Here is a 15,455-nt window from a genome sequence, read left to right as displayed (position 1 = left end):
GCCCATTTCTTAAGCAAGGCGTACTATTCTGAGGCGGTTCTTCGGCAGCTGATTCGGCAACTGCGGGACAATCGTGGGTACAGGTCGTACGCAAGGCGTACGGATTGCGGGTGACCGGAGCGCCGCAGGGTCACAGACCGCCGACCGGGCGGCGCCGGGCCCGCGGAGGGTGACATGGCCGAACGGGGGCCCTTGGGCCCGGCGAGGGGGACAGGAATGCCGAGTTTGCTGCGCGCGCTCGACCCCGGGCGGGTGAGGCTGTGGGAGGCCATACGTACGATCATCGCCGCCGTGGCCGCCCTCCTGGTCGCCGGGAAGGTCGCTCACGCCGCCCATCTGCCCGGCGGCATGACGGTGATCGCGACCGTCGTCGCCGTCATGGTTTCGCGCTCCCTGCACGGGACCAGCCTCGCGCACCGGCTCTCCGCGCTCGCCTCAGTGCCCGTGATCGGCATCCTCGCCGCCTTCACCGGCCGCTTCATGGTCAGCCACGCCTGGCTCGGCGCCGCCCTCTATGTGGCCGCCGTCTGGGCCTCGCGCTACGTCATGCGCTTCGGCGGGACCGTACGCCATCTCGGCCGCCTCGCCCTCACCCCCCTCATCTCGGTCATGGTCGTCCCCATCCCGCCCAGCGCGGCCAAGGCCACCGGGCCGTTCTGGGGTGGTCTGGCCGGCCTGATCGCCGTCGCGTGCGTGGTCGCCGTCCAGACCCTCCTCCCGGCCGATCCCGCCCGCCAGGCCGCCCGCGCCGCCGAGGACTTCGTGCGCACCGCCCACCACCTGCGGACCCTCCCGCCGGGCACCCGCCGCCATACCCGCGTGGAACGCACCCTCCACCACGTCGCCCTCGTCACCGAGGACCGCCTCGACGCCGCCCTCCTGCCCGACCGCGCGCCCCTGGCCGCCCTGTCGACGGCCCTTCTGCGCGCGGAGGTCCTCGCCACCTCCCCTCACAGCGCCTCCGTCCGCGCCCCCTCCGACGAGCCCCGGGTCTCCCGCGACTCCCGGGTCTCCCGCGACCCCCGGGACGCGGCGCTGGACGCGGCCCTCGACGAGGTGCGGCGAAGGGCGCGAGCGCTTCGGGCCCTTCGTGCCCGGGAAGCCGCCGCCAAGGCCGCGCCCGCGCCTCATCGCAGGCCCGGCGGGTGGCGGAACCCCCAACCCCAGGCGCGGCTGTCCCTGCAGTTGGCCGCCGCCATGGGTGCCGCCTTCGCGGTCGGTCACGTGGCCTTCCACCAACGCTGGACCTGGACGGTGATCACCGCGTTCGTGGTGTGCGGCGCCGCCCGGAGCAGGGGCGACGTGGTGCACCGCAGCGGCCTGCGGGTGTGCGGGGCCGTCACCGGGGCGCTGACCGGCACACTGGTCGCCCACCTCGTGGCGGGCGCACCTGTCCTCGCCGTCACCGTCATCTTCGGTTATCTCCTGGCCGGCCTCTGGCTGCGCGAGCTCAACTACGCGATCTGGGCCTTCTGCGTCACAAGCCTCCTCGCTGTCCTCTACACACTGGACGGCGAAACCGGCTCCGCCCTCCTGATTCAGCGCCCTGAGGGCATCCTGCTCGGCTCCGCCTGCGGGATCGCCGCAGCCTGCTTCGTGCTGCCGCTGCGCACGGAGACCGTGATGCGGGCTCGCGCCGCCGGCGCCCTGCACGTGCTCCAGGACCTCGTCGGCGCCGCCCGCGAGCCCCAGCCCGAACCGGCCGCCGTCCACCGACTGGCCCGGGCCCTGGACCGCGCGACCCGCGACCTGGCCGAAGCCGCCGCCCCGGCCCGCGCCCACCGCTGTCTGAAGCTCATCCGCAGCCGAACCACCCGCACCTCCTCGATCCGTTTCCCCAGTTCCCCGCGTCCCGCCCGGAGCGGGACCGCTCGTGGCGCCGCCTCCTCGGCGGCCCGCCCGAGCCACCTGCCGGAAGCAGTGCCGGCCCCGCGGCCGGCACTGCCGCCAGGCCCACAGGCACCGGTCCTCCCCGTCCTGCCCGCCCCGCATCCCGGGCCCGCGCCGGCCGCAGCCCACGCCGCCGACTGGGCCGACGCCCTGGCCGCCTGCGCGCACGCCGCCCGCGCCCTGGCCGGCAAAGAAGCCGACGAACTCGCCACCGTGCGCGACCACTTGGGTCTGACCGCGCTCAATGTCGGGCAGGTGCGGCGCCGCCTCGGCCACCGGCCGGACGCCACCCCGCCCCGGCCGGCCCGCATCGCGCCGCCGTACCTGGCCAGGCTCAACTCCTGTCTGGCCGACCTCTACGAGCGCCTTCCAGCGCCACCCGTCCCCGTACCGACCACTTCCTCCCCCGCTTCCGCCGCGCCGACGGCCACCGCCGGCTGAGATCTTCCGCACTCCGGGCGCACCTCGCTTCCGGGCGGGCCCTACCCTGGAGGGCGTCGGCGCGTACCCGGCAGGGACGCGACCTGCTCACCGGAAGGGCTGCACCGTGCTGCGCACCATGTTCAAGTCCAAGATCCACCGGGCCACCGTGACCCAGGCCGATCTGCACTACGTGGGCTCCGTGACCGTCGACCGCGACCTCATGGACGCCGCCGACCTGCTGCCTGGCGAACTGGTCCACATCGTCGACATCACCAATGGCGCGCGCCTGGAGACCTATGTCATCGAGGGCGAACGCGGTTCCGGCGTGATCGGCATCAACGGCGCCGCCGCCCACCTGGTCCACCCCGGCGACCTGGTCATCCTCATCAGCTACGCGCAGGTGGACGACGCGGAGGCCCGCACGCTGCTGCCCGCCGTCGTTCATGTCGACGCCGCCAACCGGATCGTGGCCTTGGGTGACGACGCCGCGGAGCCCGCCCCCGGCACGGACACGGTACGGCCCCCGCACGCGGCCGCGCGCGTCTGAGACCACCTGCGATCAGCTGCGACCATCCACGCCGATCAGGCACGCCTTGGCGCGGCCGGTCCTCCGGCTACGCCGCGGTCACCACCGCGGCCCCGCCGACCGGACCGGTCGCCGGGCGTATCTGCACGCGAACGCCACGCGCGGCCGCGGTCCACTCGGCGCGCAGCCGCGCCAGCTCCGCGAGCTCTTCGGCCGTCCACGGCCGGTCGCCGTGCTCCCGCACATACGCGCGCAGGGCGGCGTTCGCCTGATCGAGACTTCCCCCGTACATGGAAATCAGCCTAGACCGACCCACCGACAATCCCGAACCGGATTGCGACCGAGCGTGCCCGGCCGGCCACCCAAGGCGACTCCGTGATCGGGCCTCGCAGACCCTTGTACGACCTCCGAACCAGCCCTGACCTGCGGCGGATCCGCCGCGAACGGCGGTTGTCAGTGGCGGCTGCCATGCTGAATGTGAGAGAGGACACGTCGACCGAAATCCCGGAAGATCCGGCGAAACCCCATAGCTGACGGAGGACGGCACGATGCTCACCAACGACTACGTCCCCGGCGCCCCGAACTGGGTGGACCTGGGCAGCCGCGACACCGCGACGGCGGCCGCCTTCTACCGGGCGCTGTTCGGCTGGGAGTTCCGGTCCGCGGGCCCGGACTCCGGCGGTTACGGCATGTTCCAGCTCGCCGGCCAGACGGTTGCCGCGCTCGGCCCGCTTTTGGAGGAGACCGCGCGGCCTGCCTGGTCCGTGTACTTCGCGTCGGACGACGCCGACGCCACCACCAAGACCGTCGAACAAGCCGGCGGCACTGTCCGTTTCCCGCCGATGGACGTCGCCGACCAGGGCCGGCTCGCCGGCTACACCGATCCGGACGGCGCGGAGTTCGCGATATGGCAGCCCGGCACCAACAGGGGACTGGACCGGGTCGGAGCCGGCGCCCTGTGCTGGACCGAGCTGTACACGACGGACGCCGCTCGGGCGAAGCGGTTCTACACCACCGTCTTCGGCTGGGACATCGAGGACATCCCGCTGCCCGCCGGCCCGGACGGCGGTCCGGGCGGCACCTACACCGTGATCTCCCGGGCAGGCGGCGGTCAGGAGGGTTCGCACGGCGGCATCATGCAGCTCGGCCGCGACATGCTTCCGGAAGGCACGAGCTACTGGCAGCCGTACTTCGCGTCCTCCGATGTCGACGCGGCCGTCGCCAAAGCGGCCGAGAGGGGCGCCGGCGTGCTCATGCCCGGCACCGACCTGGAAGGGGTGGGGCGAATAGCCCTGCTGCGTGACCCGGAGGGAGCGTTCTTCGCCGTCCTGACACCGGAGGAGTCCATGGCCTGACCGAGCGCCGAGCCAGTGGCTCACCGAGGGCTTGACCGCGGCGGCGCGCGTGGCCCGACGTTCGCGGCGCCTGATCACCGCGCGGCCCGGGTCCTACGGTGCCAGGGCCCCGCCGGCGTCCGGCGGCGCCACCCAGGCCGACAGTTCGAGTCCGCTCTCGAAGCGCACCGCCCGGCCCGTCACCGGGTCGGTGAACTCCAGGGCGCGGGCGAGAAGCTGCAGCGGGCGGGAGAAGTCCTCGGCGGCGGGTTCGGGAAGCACCTCCGGGTACAAGGGGTCGTTCAGCAGCGGCAGCCCGAGGGCGTTCATGTGGACCCGCAGCTGGTGGGTGCGGCCGGTCGCGGGCAGCAGGCGATAGCGGCCCAAGCCGCCGCGGTGCGCCAGCAGTTCGACGCGGCTGACCGCGTTGGGCGGGCCGGGCTCCTCCCGGGCCGCCAGGCTGCCGCGATCCTTCACCACGCGGCTGCGTACCGTGCGCGGCAGGTTCACCGCCGGGTCGTAGGGCGCGACCCCTTCGTACTCCTTGCGGACCCGGCGGTCGCGGAAGAGGGTCTGGTAGGCGCCGCGGAACTCGGGGCGTACGACGAACAGGGCCAGGCCCGCGGTCAGCCGGTCCAGCCGGTGGGCGGGCGACAGCGACGGCAGGCCGAGGTCGCGCCGCAGCCTGGCCAGCGCCGTCTCCGTGACGTGGCTGCCGCGCGGAGTGGTGGCCAGGAAGTGCGGCTTGTCGGCGACGACGATCCGCTCGTCCCGGTACACGACGCCGAGCGGGAACGGGACCTCGGGCTCGGGCCTGAAGTCCCGGTGGAACCAGAGCCAGGAGCCGGGGACGTAGGGGCTTTCCGCGGCGACCGGGCCGCGCTCGGCGACGAACCGCCCCTGCGCGAGCATGGCGTCGAGACGTGCCGCGCCGAGAGCGTCGCCGTATCGCGCCAGGAGGAAGGCTCGAATGCTCGGCCACATGCCGTCACCGGGCAGCCGGACGCGTACGGGGTCCACCCCGGAGCGCTGTCCGAGCGGTGAGGGCGGCGCTTTCGGGCCGGGCCTACGCGCCACCGTGCCCTCACCTCATTTCCACCGCGTCCACCAGGCATCCTCTTACGGCCGTGGCCTCAGGCTACGTGAGGGCGCGGGCGTACCCGGGCGGTGCGCCACCGGTCGTGCGTTCACCTCATACGTCGACCTCGTTGCGTTTACCTCATGACGTCGACCTCCTGCGTTCACCGATGCCCACCGCCGCTCGCCGCGTCGCCGTGCGGGAGCGGGCATCGCGCGCCGCCCTGGCGTGAGGGCCGGTGGCCCGGGTAGGCGAGGGGCTGGCCCGGACCGAACCGCCCACCTGCCGGGAGGTCGCCGTGAGCGTCACCGCCGTCCGACTCCGAGGGAAGGCTTGTCCGGCTCCGCTCGTCGAGCCGCCCCCCGAAGGCTCCCCCCTCGACGCGGCCGTCGAGCCGCCGCCGGACCGGGCCGGCCGCCTCGGCCGCCACTCACCCGCGGCCGCGCCGCGGGAACAGCCGCGCGACGAGGCGGAGGAGCCGCGCCGGCGTTCGGCGGCGACCGGGTCGGCCCGGCGCGCGCCCCGCCGGTCCATCACGGCCGGCTTCCGCGGCCTGGTTCGGCCCTGCCCCGAGGGCGAGCGGGCCACGCCGACGCCTCTCCTCTTCCGCCCCTTCGAGAGGACGGCGTGACCCATGGGCGTCACCACGCGACCCCCCTCGGCTGATGCCCGGGCCGTGCGGACGGCGCGCCGGCCCAGCAGGCCGTGGGCCGCCCTGGCCGTCCTTTGCGTGTCGCTGCTGATCGTCAGCCTGGACAACACGGTCCTGAACGTCGCGCTGCCGACGCTCGTCCGCGATCTCAACGCCAGTACCAACAACCTGCAGTGGGTCGTCGACTCCTACGCGCTCGTCTTCGGCGGTCTGCTGCTGGTCGCCGGGAGCCTGGCCGACCGGATCGGGCGCAAGTGGACCTTCCTCGCGGGCCTTGTGGTGTTCGCCGGCGGGTCCACCTGGGCGGCCTTCTCCGGTTCGGTCGGTGTGTTGATCGCGGCGCGGGCGGGAATGGGCGTCGGGGGCGCGATGATCATGCCGTCGACGCTGGCCATCATCACCGACATGTTCCCCGACCTGGGCGACCGGCAGAAGGCGATCGGCGTCTGGTCGGCGACCAGCGGGCTGGGCATCGCGCTCGGGCCGATCATCGGCGGTCTGCTGCTCGACCACTTCTGGTGGGGATCGGTGTTCCTGATCAACCTGCCGATCGCCGCCGCCGGGCTGCTGGCGGCGCTCGCACTGGTTCCCAACTCCCGCAACCCGCGTGCCAGTCGCCCCGACGTCCTGGGCGGCCTGCTGTCCATCACCGGTCTCGGCGCGGTGCTGTGGGCGATCATCGAGGCGCCCGTGCACGGCTGGGGCTCGGGGCGGGTGCTCGGCGTCGGCTGCGCCGGCCTAGCCGTACTGGTCGCCTTCCTGGTATGGGAACGGACGACCTCGCACCCTATGCTGCGCCTCTCCTTCTTCCGCAGGCGCAGCTTCTCGGCGGCGGTGTGCTCGGTGGCGCCCACGGCGTTCGGGCTGTTCGGCGGGATGTTCGTCCTGACGCAGTTCCTGCAGTTCGACCTCGGTTACACCCCGTTGCAGGCCGGCGTGCGGTTGCTGCCGACGGCGGGCGCCATCGCCGTGTGCGCCCCCTTCTCCGCAGTCCTCGTCCGTGTCCTCGGCACCAAGGTCACGGCCACCGCGGGGCTGGCCTCGATCGCCGGCGGGCTGTACGCGATCTCGCGCGTCTCGACCGCGGCCACCTACGGGGACACGCTGGCCGGCCTGGTCCTGATCGGTGTCGGTACCGGTCTCGTGCTGCCCGCGGCGACCGGGTCGGTCATGGGTTCGGTGCCGCGCGAGCACACCGGGGTGGGATCAGCTACCAACGGAACGTTTCTGCAGGTCGGCGGCGCCCTCGGGGTGGCAGTGGTCGGCAGTCTGCTGTCCACCCGCTACACGGGTCGGCTCACCGCCTCCCTGAGCCCTCTGCACCTGCCCGCCGCGATCCACCACGCCGTGACCGAGTCCCTCGGCGGCGCGCTGGGCGTCGCGGCCCATCTGCGGCCGCCCGCGGCCGCCGCTTTGGCCCGGGCCGCGCGTAGTGCCTTCGTGAGCGGCATGGACCTCGGCCTGATGACGGCCGCCGCGGTCGCGGCCGCCGCGGCGCTGTTCGCCCTGCTGGCCCTGCCGAGAAGTCCCTCGGCACAGGAGGAGGACGGTGACGGGCACGGCGATGGGGGCGGGGGCCGGGAGGCGAGCGGCTCGGGCGGCGGCCCCGGCCGGGACGCGGGTGCCAGGGGCACGGACGCACGCAACCCCGGTACGAGACGTGCGGCCGACGGGGCCGGCCCGGCCGATACGGCGCGTCGGGACGACAGGCCCCCGGAGCCGTCTGGCTGACGGCCGATCATCCGGGCCGTCCCGAACGGAGCCGCGACGGCTGTACGGCGTAGCCTGACGCCCCGCCGCATAGGAGGCGGGCCGCCTATGGGCCCGCAGCATAGGACGGCGACGAGTAGGAGGCCGACGACAAGGACGCCGGTGACATAGGGCGCTGACGGCATAGGACGCTGACGGCATAGGGCGCCGCCAGCGACATAGGCGTCGACCGCGTCAGGACGCCGGCATCCTGGCCGCCCGCCGCCCGCCGCCCGCCGCCCGCCGCCCGCCGCCCGCCGCCCGCCGCCCGCCGCCCGCCGCCCGCCGCCGCCCCCGGCGCGCCGACAACCGGCCCCGGCACCCCGTGCCCCGGCGCCCCGCCCCCCCGCAGTACGTCCGAGGCTGTTGGAGCGGCTGAAAACGTGCCTGTCGCAGGAGGCGTGTTCGGCCTTGTGATTCCCTTTCGACGTGATCCACCGCCTCCCTCGGCACGCCCGAGCGGCCCGAAAAATGGCGTGAATCTTTCGCCCCGGCGGCATGGCGACATTCGCCCGGGTCCGCACGATCCGCGTTATGGCAAAGCCCGGACGCGCTGGGCCGTGACTACCGGCTGGAATCGCTGGTCGCCGACGCACGCCCCCCTGTCCGGGCCGAGCCCCGCCCGGCGGCGGGCGCCGACCGTCGCACGGCCACGACGCCACCCGCCCGCCCGTGTGCCCACCCGGCGCAGAACCGGCTCACGCGCCCCGCCCCCGTACAACCGGCCGCGCCCCGGCCCCCTTACAACCGACCCCGTACAACCTACGAGGCGCCCCACGCGGCCGCCGGGCGGCGACCGTCGCGGGAGGACTCAGCGCGGGTACTGCGCCACCGACCCGGGCAGGGCGCCCGTGCCGAGCTGCTCGAACTGCTGCTGGACGTTCTGCGCGAACGCCTGCTGCTCGGAGCTGTGGTAGCCGTGCGCCGAGGGGTTCATCGCCACCGTCAGCACGCCGCTGATGGCCGACTCGGGAGACGTCCGCACGGGGGTGCACAGGAAGTCGAAGTCCTGCGGGTACGGGCGGTCGTACGTCGCGACCGTCGCGGCCAGCGGGATGGGGTGTCCGGTGTGGAACGCCTGGTCCATGGTGCGGAAGAGGCCGATCGCGTCCAAGGCGGGCAGCACGAGCCGGCCGGGGCTGAACTGGTTGACCTTGCCGAAGGCCTCGCCCTGCGCGCGGTTGGCGTAGCGCAGCAGGTGGTCGGCGCCCTGGGTGAGCATGATCGGGAAGGGTGCTCCGTCGAACACCGCGAACAGCTCCTGCTGCTGGGCGAGGAGGCTGTCGCGCAGCTTGAACTCCGCCAGCAGCGTCTCGGCGAGCTCCTTCATGCCCTCGCGCAGCTCGCGGTCCCAGGTGCGGGGCTTGGTGTCGGCGACGCACACGGTGCCGAGGATCAGGCCCCTGTTGTCCACCAGCGGCGTGCCCAGGTACGAGCGGACGCCCATGTCGCTGACCAGGGGGTTGCCGCGGAAGCGCGGGTAGTCGAAGACGTCGTCCAGCGCGAGCTGCGATCCCTGGGCCACCACGTGGGGGCAGAAGCCGTAGTCGATGGGCGCCTCGCGGGTGACGTTGCTCAGGTCGAAGACGATCCCGGTGCTCTCACCGCTCGTACCGTCCTCCGAGGGCGCCGGCGGGACGTACATGCCGCGGAACATCTGCCGCTGGTCGTTGTGGAAGTTGACCATGGCCAGGGGAGACTGGGTGAACCGCGCGGCGAGCTGGGCGATGCGGTCGAACGTGGCCTCCGCGTCGGCGGAGTCGAGGCCGAGCACCTGCAGCCGCAGCTTCCGTTGCTTGCCCGCGATCCGGGCTTGTTCGGAGGACGAGTCAGTCATGAGATCAGATCAAATCAGAATCCCGGGCCCGGCGGAGCGCCCCTCCGGTATTTGTCCGTATCGTTTGCCCCCACTCGCCTCATGAGCGACAGCTTCGATACGGAGAGTGCTCAACTCGCGTTCGTTTGAGACCGTTTGCTTGCGGACGGCAACTCATCAGGGCTCAACATCAGAGTCTGTCCAAATATCTGCAGGTTTCACCATGCGGCGATCACTTCAGGCCATTCCTTGAGCGGGAATCGAGCACCCGCGACTATGCGTACGACAATCATGCGGTGGGCCGGAATTCGATGCCGCGGCGTCCGCTTCGAACACATCAGCGGCGGTCTCGACCGGCCTGTGTCCTGGCATCCCGTGACGCGGCGGGCACGAACAGTCGCGTACCGGGGGAGGATGCCACCGCCTGTCGTGTTGCCCGACGTTCCGTTGTGTTGTCCGAAGTTGTTCAGAAGGAGAGCCGGTGGGTGGCAAGAGCGGGGCCCGCGCCGCACCCGCGTCCCACGCTCACATGAGGCGAGCGCCGACCTGCGCGGTCGGGCGAGGCGTTCACCCGGGGGAACCGGCCCGGCGGATCACGGGGCCGCCGCGGTACCCCCGGGCGGGCACCGCCCGCACCCGAGCCCTGCCCCTCCGCCCCCTGTGTGCCGGCCGGCCCCCGTATCCGCGGGCCGGCCGGCACACAGGGGGCGGACGGCCGACAGCCGGGCCCCCTGTCGCCGCTCCCGAGCCATGCGGCAAGGTCAACTACGCCATCGCGTAAGCACAGTGGTGAAGCATCTAAGGAGCTATCCCGTGATCAGGTCGGACGTGGACGAACGGTCTGTAGCAGTGGTCGGTATGGCCTGCCGATTGCCCGGTGCCCCGGGCGTCGACGACCTGTGGACCCTCCTGCGGGACGGCGTGGACGCCACCACCGAGACGCCTCGTGAACGCTATGACGTCGACGCGCTGCACTCCGACGTCCCGGGCCCGGGCAGGATCGCCAGCCGCCGGGCGGGCTACCTGGGCGGCGTCGCCGACTTCGACGCCGAGTTCTTCGGGATGTCGGCCACCGAGGCGATGGAACTGGACCCGCAGCAGAGGCTGCTGATGATGACCGCCTGGGAGGCGCTGGAGGACGCCGGCCAGCGCCCCGACCTGCTCGCCGGCAGCCGCACCGGCGTCTTCGTCGGCAACGCCCGCGCCGACTACCTCGAACTGGCCTTGCGCCAGGGCCTGGAGAACGCGACCGCGGCGCAACTGAACAACTTCCGCTCCCTGCTGCCCGCCCGGGTGTCCCACGCCTTCGACTTCCGCGGGCCGAGCGTCCTGGTGGACACGGCCTGCTCCGCCTCCCTCGTGGCCGTCCACCAGGCCGTGCAGAGCCTGCGGGTCCGCGAGTGCCCGGTGGCGCTGGCCGCGGGCGTGAACATCACCCTGCGCCCCGACGAGGGCGTCGTGATGTCCCAGGCCGGCAGCATGTCGGGCGACGGCCGCAGCAAGTTCGGCGACGCCAAGGCCGACGGCCACGCCCCCAGCGACGCGGTGGCCGTCGTCGTCCTCAAACGGCTCTCCGACGCCCTCGCCGACGGCGACCGCATCCGGGCCGTCATCCAGGGCAGCGCGATCGGCAACGACGGCCGCACCAGCGACACCGTCCTCAACCCGTCCCTGGAAGGGCAGCTCGAAGTCCTGCGATGGGCCTACGAGGACGCCGGCGTGAGCCCCGCGGACGTCGACTACGTGGAGGCGCACGGCTCCGGCTCCCCGGCGCTCGACCCGCTGGAACTGTCCGCGCTCGGCACGGTGCTCGGCGCGGGACGCCCCCACGACCGGCCGCTGCTCGTCGGCTCGGTCAAGACCAACATCGGTCACGCCGAGGCGGCCGGCGGGCTCGCCGGGCTGATCAAGACGGTGCTCTGCCTGGAACACGGCCAGGTCCCCGCCAGCCTCCACCTGGCCACCCCCAACCCCCAGGTCGACTGGGACCGGTTGCCGCTGGTGGTGCCCCGTACCCTCCACGAACTGCCCGAGCGGGGGCGGCCGGCCCTCGCCGGGGTGTGCGCGCAGGGGTCCTCCGCCCTCAACGCCCACGTCGTGGTCCGCCAGGCCGACCGCCCGGCGCCGGCGTCCGCGGCGCCGACCGGTGTCCCGTACCTGCTGCCACTCTCCGCGCGTGGACCCGCGGCCCTGCGGGCGCTGGCCCGCGCGTACGCCGCCTACCTCCGCCCCGGCGGCGAGGGCGCCGGGTACGCGCTGCGGGACATCTGCTTCTCCGCCACCACCCGCCGCCAGCACCACGACCACCGGCTGGCCGTCGAGGGCGCCGACCACGAGGAACTGGCGGCCGCTCTGACCGCCTTCACGGAGTGGGGCTCCCTGCCGCTGCCCCCGGCCGCCCGCGGCTACTACGAGGGCCGGGACCCCGACTGGGAGACGACGTACGGCGAGCCCGGCCGCTTCGTGCCCCTTCCCCGCTACCCCTGGCAGACCAAGCGCTACTGGCCCGGCGAGGAACACCAGGCCGGCGGCGACCTGGCGGAGTGGATGCTGCGCGAGCACGCGCGCACCGGCTTCGACGACAGTTCGACGCTCACCGAGATCGGCATCGACTCGCTGGCCAGGCTGCGGATCCTGGTCGAACTCGCCAAGACCACCAGCCGGGACGTCGACCCGGAGGAGTTCGGGCAGTTGCGCACGGTCGGCGAGCTGCGCCAGTGGACCCAGGCGCTGGAGGCCGCGGCCCTGTGAACGCCCCGCAGACTGCATACGACTGGTTCGCCCGCTCGGCCGCCGCGTACGGCTACGACGTCACCGCGCTGGAGGTCGGCGGGGAGCACCTGTCCTACGGCGAGCTGCGCGACCTCGCCGAGCGGCTCGCCGGCCGCCTGGCCGACGCCGCCGGCGGCGCCCCGCCGCGTACCGTCGGGCTGCTGGCCGGCCGCTCGGTGACGGCCTACGCCGGCTATCTGGCGATCCTGCGGGCCGGCGCCACCGTCGTACCGCTGAACCCCGACCATCCGCCGGCGCGCACGTCCGCCATCGCCGCCTCGGCCGGTCTTGACCTGGTCCTGACCGACACGCCCGGGGCCGGCGCGGACCTCGGGGTGCCCGTGCTCGCGGTCGGCCCCGAGGAGCGCGCCGCCCTGGCCGGGGAGCCGGTGCCCGACCTGCCGTTCGGGCCCGCCGGCCCGGACGACATCGCGTACGTCATCTTCACCTCGGGATCCACCGGCACCCCCAAGGGAGTGCCCATCCCGCACCGCAACATCTCCGCCTACATCGGCCGTCTGGCCCCCCGGTACGACATCGGGCCCGGCAGCCGCATGTCCCAGACCTTCGAGCTGACCTTCGACGGGTCCGTGCACGACCTCTTCGTCGCCTGGGCCGGCGGCGCCACACTTGTGGTGCCCACCCGCGCCCAGTTGCTCTCCCCGGTCCACGCGGTCAACAACCTGCGGCTGACGCACTGGTTCTCCGTACCGTCGCTGATCTCCTTCGCCTCCCGGCTCGGCACGCTGCGCCCGGGCGCCATGCCGACCCTGCGGTGGAGCGTCTTCGGCGGCGAGCCGCTCACGCTGGCCGCCGCGCGGGAATGGCGGGCGGCCGCCGCCGGCAGCCGCATGGAGGTCCTGTACGGGCCGACGGAGCTCACCATCTCCTGCACCGCGTACCGCCTCCCGGACGACCCGGCCGCCTGGCCGGAGACGCCGAACGGCACCGCGCCGATCGGCGCCTGTCATCCCGGGATGGACTTCGTGCTGCTGGACGACGCGGGTGCGCCCGCGGACGTCGGCGAACTGTGCGTGCGCGGCCCGCTGCGGTTCCCCGGCTACCAGGACGCCGCGAACAACGCCGGACGGTTCCTGACGCCGGACCAGCGGCCCACCGACGAGGGGCCGGTGACCGACCGGCACTGGTACAGGACCGGCGACCGGGTCGCCGTGCTCGACGGCGTCCTGGTCCACCTGGGCAGGACCGACCACCAGGTCAAACTGCGCGGACACCGGGTCGAACTCGGCGAGATCGAGGCCGCGCTGCGGCGGCAGCCCGGGGTGCGCGAGGCGATCGTCGTCACCGTGGCGACCTCCGACGGCGAGCAGGAGGTCGAGGCCGCGGTCACCGGCCCCGGCTGCGAGCCCGATGGGCTGTACGCCGCCCTGGCCGACCGGCTGCCGCCATACATGCGCCCCCGCAGGATCACCGTCCTCGACCAGTTGCCGCTCAACACCAACGGCAAGATCGACCGCCCGGCCCTGCTCAAACACCTCGGATACGCCGGCTGAACCGCGGTCGGCCACGGCGTCCGCACCGTGCCCGCCCGCCCGTTCCCCCCGCAAACCCACCCCGAGACGCCTGTTGTGAGGCAACGCCACATGTTCGACGCCATAGTGATCGGCGCGCGGTGCGCGGGAGCGCCCGCCGCCATGCTCCTGGCCCGCGCCGGATACCGGGTGCTCATGCTCGACAAGGCACCCCAGGGCACCGACACCCTGTCCACCCACCTCATCCACCAGCCCGGCGTCGCCGCTCTCGCCCGCTGGGGGCTCCTGGAACGGGTGCGCGCCTCCGGGTGCCCGCCCCTGGACCGGGTGCGCTACGAGACAGCCGACATCCGCCTGGAGGGCTGCGCGCGCGGCGTGGAGGGCCAGCGCGCCGGGTTCGCCCCCAGGCGCCACGTCCTGGACCCCATCCTGGCGGACGCGGCCGTGGCGGCCGGCGTGGAGTTCCGCGACCGGTGCGCCGTCACCGGCCTGCTGCGCGACGACACCGGCCGCGTCATAGGCGTCGAGGGCACACACCGGAACCGCGCCTTCACCGAACGGGCGCACTTGGTGATCGGCGCCGACGGCATGCGCTCCACGGTCGCCCGCCTGGTCCAGGCGCCGTACACCGTCGAGGATCCGCGGCTGACCTGCGCGTACTACACGTACTGGGAGGACGTGCCGGCCGGCCTGGAACTGTACGAGGGGCCCGGGAGCTGGACCGCCGCCGTGCCGACCAACGACGGTCTGACGCTGGTCCTCACGTACTTCCCGCAGCCCGACTTCGAGGAGATACGGCGCGACGCCTATGGTGCCCACCTGAAGCGGATCATGGCCACCGCTCCCGCCCTGTACGAGCGCCTCGGCGGCAAGGAACCGGCCGAGCGCCTACGCGGCACCGGCGACCAGCGGAACTACTTCCGCCAGGCGGCCGGGCCCGGCTGGGCCCTGGTGGGGGACGCGGGGCACCACAAGGACTCGATCACCGCCCGCGGCATAAGCGACGCCTTCCTCCAGGCCGAGACCTTGGTGCGCCTCCTCGGCGGCCGCATAGGCGACGACCCGGAGCAACTCGACTCGGCGCTCAAGGAGTTCGCCGACGAACGCGACCGGGCGTTGAAGCCGGGATACGAATCCACCCTGGCGGTCGCCCGGCTGACCCCTCACGAGCAGCGGCTCTCCCTGTTGCGGGCGGTCCAGTCGGACGCCGAACTCACCTCGATCTACTTCGACATGGTCGCCGGCATCGGAACCGCCAGCTCCCTCTACACGCCCAAGCTGCTCTCCCTGCTGTGAGGCCGGGGGAAGGTCGGGGCGCGGCACGGGATGCGGGCCAGGGCGCAACCAGGATGCCGACCCGGGCCTCGCAACCAGGATGCCGACCCGAGAGCAGCCAAGATGCCGACCGGCGCGCGGTCCGGACGGGTGCGTACGGCGGCACGGAAGGCGTACGCACGGCGGCGCGGGAACCGCCGCCAGGGGGCGCTGACGGTCCGGTACCGCACTGGCAGCCACCTCCGCAACACCCGCAGGAACAAAGCGCAGTTGCCACAAGCATGCGCTGACGCCTCTCCATGATCCTGATACAGTCACCCGTAGCCGAGACTTCGATGACGGTGAGTCAAGTCGCCGCGCCGGAGAAAAGACGGGCAGTCGACGCTGCCCCCTACTGATACCAGCGCTCCGCTGCCGTACGAGGAATCAGATGCCAGGCACCCGCGA

Annotated in this window: 10 protein-coding genes; 7 read left to right on the top strand and 3 right to left on the bottom strand. The window is 73.1% G+C overall.

Annotated features, from left to right (window positions below):
* Positions 1-216: 216 nt before the first annotated feature.
* Together K7G61_RS05020 and panD are read left to right on the top strand one after the other, a co-directional pair.
* A complete protein-coding gene (locus K7G61_RS05020; protein WP_225845362.1) occupies positions 217-2,331 on the top strand; it encodes an FUSC family protein in 2,115 nt (704 codons plus the stop codon).
* A 106-nt stretch (positions 2,332-2,437) separates the two neighbouring features.
* Positions 2,438-2,860 (top strand): aspartate 1-decarboxylase, encoded by a 423-nt coding sequence (gene panD, locus K7G61_RS05015; RefSeq protein ID WP_225845361.1) that lies wholly within the window; start codon positions 2,438-2,440, stop codon positions 2,858-2,860.
* Between the two features lie 67 nt (positions 2,861-2,927).
* On the opposite strand, the gene K7G61_RS05010 is transcribed toward panD, so the two are convergent.
* Entirely contained in the window at positions 2,928-3,131 is a 204-nt protein-coding gene (locus K7G61_RS05010) for a hypothetical protein (RefSeq protein ID WP_225845360.1), read from the bottom strand.
* A gap of 256 nt (positions 3,132-3,387) precedes the next feature.
* Here K7G61_RS05010 and K7G61_RS05005 point away from each other — a divergent pair, with 256 nt between their 5' ends.
* A complete protein-coding gene (locus K7G61_RS05005) occupies positions 3,388-4,194 on the top strand; it encodes a VOC family protein (RefSeq protein WP_225845359.1) in 807 nt (268 codons plus the stop codon).
* 93 nt (positions 4,195-4,287) lie between these two features.
* On the opposite strand, the gene K7G61_RS05000 is transcribed toward K7G61_RS05005, so the two are convergent.
* A complete protein-coding gene (locus tag K7G61_RS05000; protein ID WP_225845358.1) occupies positions 4,288-5,250 on the bottom strand; it encodes a pseudouridine synthase in 963 nt (320 codons plus the stop codon).
* Positions 5,251-5,927: 677 nt separating this feature from the next.
* Here K7G61_RS05000 and K7G61_RS04995 point away from each other — a divergent pair.
* Entirely contained in the window at positions 5,928-7,634 is a 1,707-nt protein-coding gene (locus K7G61_RS04995) for an MFS transporter (protein ID WP_225845357.1), read from the top strand.
* 829 nt (positions 7,635-8,463) lie between these two features.
* Here the strand turns inward: K7G61_RS04995 and K7G61_RS04990 are convergent.
* On the bottom strand, positions 8,464-9,489 hold the full coding sequence (locus K7G61_RS04990) for a GAF domain-containing protein (protein ID WP_225845356.1): 1,026 nt from the start codon (positions 9,487-9,489) through the stop codon (positions 8,464-8,466).
* 792 nt (positions 9,490-10,281) lie between these two features.
* Between K7G61_RS04990 and K7G61_RS04985 the strand changes: the two genes are divergently transcribed.
* The 3 genes from K7G61_RS04985 (at position 10,282) to K7G61_RS04975 (ending at position 15,029) form a co-directional block, all read left to right on the top strand.
* Positions 10,282-12,219 (top strand): beta-ketoacyl synthase N-terminal-like domain-containing protein, encoded by a 1,938-nt coding sequence (locus K7G61_RS04985; protein WP_225845355.1) that lies wholly within the window; start codon positions 10,282-10,284, stop codon positions 12,217-12,219.
* Complete coding sequence (locus K7G61_RS04980; RefSeq protein WP_225845354.1) at positions 12,216-13,754, top strand: amino acid adenylation domain-containing protein; 1,539 nt, start codon at positions 12,216-12,218, stop codon at positions 13,752-13,754. Before K7G61_RS04985 ends, K7G61_RS04980 begins: the two co-directional genes overlap by 4 nt.
* A gap of 90 nt (positions 13,755-13,844) precedes the next feature.
* Positions 13,845-15,029 carry an NAD(P)/FAD-dependent oxidoreductase gene (locus K7G61_RS04975; RefSeq protein ID WP_225845353.1) on the top strand — a complete coding sequence of 395 codons (1,185 nt, stop codon included), beginning with the start codon at positions 13,845-13,847 and terminating at the stop codon, positions 15,027-15,029.
* The last annotated feature ends 426 nt before the right edge of the window (positions 15,030-15,455 follow it).

It is taken from the genome of Streptomyces sp. HPF1205, from assembly GCF_020400825.1.
In the GTDB taxonomy this organism is placed as follows: Bacteria; Actinomycetota; Actinomycetes; order Streptomycetales; family Streptomycetaceae; genus Actinacidiphila.
This window is presented reverse-complemented; position numbering and strand designations above follow the sequence as displayed.

Coding starts and splice junctions, on each gene's coding strand:
- K7G61_RS04975 (WP_225845353.1), top strand. CDS start 13,845: ATGTTCGACGCCATAGTGATCGGCGCGCGGTGCGCGGGAGCGCCCGCC.
- K7G61_RS05020 (WP_225845362.1), top strand. CDS start 217: ATGCCGAGTTTGCTGCGCGCGCTCGACCCCGGGCGGGTGAGGCTGTGG.
- K7G61_RS05005 (WP_225845359.1), top strand. CDS start 3,388: ATGCTCACCAACGACTACGTCCCCGGCGCCCCGAACTGGGTGGACCTG.
- K7G61_RS05010 (WP_225845360.1), bottom strand. CDS start 3,131: ATGTACGGGGGAAGTCTCGATCAGGCGAACGCCGCCCTGCGCGCGTAT.
- K7G61_RS04990 (WP_225845356.1), bottom strand. CDS start 9,489: ATGACTGACTCGTCCTCCGAACAAGCCCGGATCGCGGGCAAGCAACGG.